General features: G+C 63.8%; 4 protein-coding genes. 2 read left to right on the top strand and 2 right to left on the bottom strand.

From position 1 onward, the window contains the following. Nucleotides 1-20: 20 nt before the first annotated feature. Complete coding sequence (locus tag VGD20_RS01155; protein WP_331132695.1) at nt 21-965, bottom strand: sigma-54 interaction domain-containing protein; 945 nt, start codon at nt 963-965, stop codon at nt 21-23. 275 nt (nt 966-1,240) lie between these two features. Then, on the bottom strand, nt 1,241-1,900 hold the full coding sequence (locus VGD20_RS01150) for a TetR/AcrR family transcriptional regulator (protein ID WP_331132694.1): 660 nt from the start codon (nt 1,898-1,900) through the stop codon (nt 1,241-1,243). A 150-nt stretch (nt 1,901-2,050) separates the two neighbouring features. Here VGD20_RS01150 and VGD20_RS01145 point away from each other — a divergent pair, with 150 nt between their 5' ends. Together VGD20_RS01145 and VGD20_RS01140 are read left to right on the top strand one after the other, a co-directional pair. After that, the gene (locus VGD20_RS01145; protein ID WP_331132693.1) at nt 2,051-3,217 is read left to right on the top strand and encodes an amine dehydrogenase large subunit; all 1,167 of its coding nucleotides are present in this window, start codon (nt 2,051-2,053) and stop codon (nt 3,215-3,217) included. Continuing rightward, the gene (locus VGD20_RS01140; RefSeq protein WP_331132692.1) at nt 3,217-3,735 is read left to right on the top strand and encodes a MauE/DoxX family redox-associated membrane protein; all 519 of its coding nucleotides are present in this window, start codon (nt 3,217-3,219) and stop codon (nt 3,733-3,735) included. Before VGD20_RS01145 ends, VGD20_RS01140 begins: the two co-directional genes overlap by 1 nt. Nucleotides 3,736-3,907: the final 172 nt, after the last annotated feature.

The raw sequence follows: 3,907 nt of genomic DNA, 5'->3' as shown, positions 1-3,907 counted from the left end.
CCTGTTACAGCGCCGGCGGATCAGTCGTCGCCTTCTTGGAGCGACTGCGCGACATTATATTTGGTGAGCTTGCGATAGAGCGTCATCCGCGACCAGTGCAGCGCCTTCGCCGCCTCGACCTTGTTCCAGTTGGTCTGTTCGAGCGCGTCGAGAATGCGCTGCCGCTCGTCCTCGCCGCTCATCACATACATGTGATGCAGTTTTTCGAACGCGAGGGGGATGTGCTGGCGCGTAATCGCGCCATCGGGCGGGTCGATGAACACGGCTTCGACGAAATTCCGGATTTCGCGGATATTGCCGGGCCAGTCATAGCTTTTGAGGATTTCGAGCAGTGCCGCGTCGGGCATCGCGACATGCGTGCGATAGCGCGCGTTGAAGCGGTCGATGAAATACTGGATGAAGAGCGGGATATCGTCGGGCCGCTCGGCGAGGTCGGGGATGACGACGCGCGCGACGTTGATCCGGTAATAGAGGTCGGCGCGAAACTGCCCGGTGCGGATATTGTCCTCGACGCTGCGGTTGGTTGCCGCGATCAGGCGCAGGTCGACGTGGATCGGCCGGTCGGCGCCGATCGGATAGACCTCCTTTTCCTCGAGTACGCGAAGCAGCTTCGACTGCGAATAGGGCGACAGTTCGCCGATCTCGTCGAGGAACAAGGTGCCGCCGTCGGCGAGTACCGCCTTACCCTTGCGGGCATAATGCGCGCCGGTGAAGCTGCCTTTTTCGAACCCGAAGAGTTCGGATTCGAACAGCGTGTCGGGTATGGCGGCGCAATTGATCGCAACGAACGGCCGGTCGCGCCGATCGCTCATCCGGTGCAACATGCGCGCGAAATGCTCTTTGCCGGTACCGGTCGACCCCGTCAGAAAGGCCGGCGCGTCCGACCGGGCGATTTTGGGCAGCATGGCGGAGAGGCTGGATATAGCCTCGCTTTGCCCGATGATCTCCATATTCGCTTCGGCCACGGGAAATCCCTTAAGTCCAAAGCGACCCCACATTGTCCGGCGGAGGTACGCGCGAACAAAAACGGGATTCGCCCCGCACTGGTAGATGACCCAATGGCGATGCGTCCCGATTATGGTCTGTTTTGCTATTCGATCCGATGCTGTGCGACGCAGCCCGAATCGTCATACTTCAATATGTTGTCGGCTTCGCGCGCGGGGGCGTCAATCGGCAAACGGTGTTTCGGGGCCGTTAACCGTTCAAACGAGCGCGCCGCGCGGGTCCGGGGTGCAGCCGGCTACTCGCCCTTGATCTCGCCCGGACGCAGCGTGCTCACCAGCTGAATGAAACTGCGCCGTGCAATGGCTTCGAGCATCGGCATCTGGGCACGCCACGGCTTTTCGTAACCGGCGAACATCGTCATCCCTTCCATCGAGGCGGAAATGAACAGCGCCAGTATCTTGCGCTCATCGTCGGGAAGCGCGGGGTTGATCTCGCCGATCAGTTCGTTGAGCGACACGCGCGCGCGGTCGTAGAGCTCGTTCATCCGGTCGTAGATAAAGGGGTCGTGGTTCGCCATCGCCCATAGTTCGGGGAAAAAGCGCGTCGTCTTCTTCGTCGTGATGTCCTCGAGGATCAGCATCACCAGATTTTCGAGCCGGGCTTCGGCGGTGGCGCCCGGTTCGTGGATAATCTCGTCGAACGATTCCTCGTAGCTGCTGATCACGGCGTTGAGCAGTTCGCGGATCAGCTCTTCCTTCGAGCGAAAATAATAGTTGAGGTTGCCGACGTTCATTCCCGATTCGGCGGCGATCCGGCGCAGCGTCAATGCGGCCGAACCATGGTTCACCAGAAGCGCGAGCGCCGATCGCAGGATATGCTCAAAGCCATCCTGGCCACGGGCATAGCCACCCGTGCGCGGCGTGATTTTCAGGTCGGGAACAATGAAATTCGTCAAGATTCAGCAGCCTCCGGGGCTTTCGTAACCGCCTCGACCCTCTAGGACAAGTGACCTAATTTATACGATTGACTAAATTAGGTCGAGTGTACAATATCAAGTCGAATCGGCCGTCAGAGCCCGTTGTCACCATAAAGAGGGAGTGCCCGGATGCTGCGCGTCACGAAGGGGGCGGCTTTTGCCGCATTGATGATCTCGGCCAGCGTTTCCGCGGCTGCCGACTTCCCCCAGCCTTTGCCCGAAGAGCCGGTTCCGACCGTCGGCGAACTGCCCGAACGCTATCCGGGCAGCTGGGTCTTCGTGCACGACCTGCACTTCAACAGCTTGCCCGACGGGCGCGCGGCGATCGTCGACGTCGGCGCCGAGAACGGCAACCTGCGCGGGCAGATTCCCGTCGCGCAATTCGGCAACATCCTGCCGTCGACGACGCGCGGCGAAATCTATGTCGGCGAAACCTTTTATTCGCGGCTGACGCGCGGCGAACGCACCGATGTCATCACGATCTGGGACACGAAGACGCTGGCGCCGAAGGACGAGATTATCCTGCCCGGCGGCAAACGTGGCCTGTTCGTCACGCTGCGCAACAGCCTGCAGCTGACCAATGACGAGAAATGGGCGCTGGTCTTCAATTTCACGCCGGGGTCGTCGGTGACGGTCGTCGACCTTCCGGGACGCAAGATCCTGTCGGACATCGACTTGCCGGGCTGCTCGCTCGTCTATCCGACCGGACCGCGCGGTTTTACCTCGCTCTGCGCCGACGGGACGATGACGAGCATCGCGCTCGATGCGGCGGGGAAGGCGGGGCCTGCGGTCACCAGCACCGCGTTCAACACGATCGACGACGACCCGCTGTACATGACGCCGGCAATGGTCGGGCGCACCGGGTGGTTCGTCAGCTTCAAGGGCAATCTGCGGGCGATCGATTTTGCGGGCGCGGCGGCCAGGGACCTCGGCGGTTTTGCGATCCCGAAACAGGCAGGCGGCGAGCCCGAATGGCGCCCCGGCGGCTGGCAGGTGATATCGGCCGACCGCGCGGGCCTGCTCTACATCCTGATGAACCCCAAGGGCATCGAAGGATCGCACAAGGATGGCGGCACCGAAGCGTGGGTCGTCGACCCGAAAGCGAAGACGGTCGTCCGCCGCATCGCGCTCAAGAACCACAGCGTGTCGATCGAGGCGACGCAGCAGGAAAAGCCGCTGCTCGTCGCGTCGCGTCCCGACGGCTCGCTGGACGTCTATGACGCCGCGAGCGGTGCGTTCGTGCGGACCGTCGCGAGCGTCGCGCACGATCCGATGACGATGACGGCGGCGCGCTGATGTCCGCCGCCTTTCCGGTTCTCGCGCTATTCCTCGCGATCGTGCTCGCGGTGGCGGCGGCGCACAAGCTGGCCGAGCGGACGCGGCTGACGCAGGCGACCGCCGGGCTGCTGCGGCTTGCCCCGGCGCTTGCGATGCCCGCGACGATGGCGGCCGCCGCGATCGAGTTCGCCGCCGCGCTGGCGCTGCTTTTTCCCGCGTCGCGCTCCGCCGGGGCGTTGCTCGCCGCCATGCTGTGGGCCGGATATGGCGCTGCGCTGCTCGCGGCGCGCCGGCGCGGCGACGGCGCCATCGATTGCGGCTGCGACTTTGGCGCGCGGCGTAGCGGCATCGGCCGCTTCACCATCGGCCGCGCCTTCGCGCTCGCTGCTGCCGCGCTCGCCCTTTGCCTCTCTCCCGCGGGGGGCGGCGATATCGACATCCAGTCGATCTTCGCCGCCCTCGCCTTTGTGGTGCTGCTTTTTGCAGCCGGCGAAATCGCCCATCTTCCCGCCCCCAGCCGGAGTGCTGCCCGATGACCGGATTTTTCCTTGCCTCGCAAATCCTGCTTTGGATCGCCGTCGCGGTGCTCGGCGTGCTCGTCGCGGCGCTCGCGCGGCAGGTCGGGGTGCTCCACGAACGCATCGCCCCCGCCGGCGCGCTGACGCTGCACCAGAAGGTCAATGTCGGCGACACGGCGCCCGAAATGAC

It is taken from the genome of Sphingopyxis sp. (genome assembly GCF_036402335.1).
Lineage (GTDB): Bacteria > Pseudomonadota > Alphaproteobacteria > Sphingomonadales > Sphingomonadaceae > Sphingopyxis.
The sequence above is the reverse complement of the archived record's forward strand: the minus strand, read 5'-3'. Positions and strand labels throughout refer to the sequence as shown.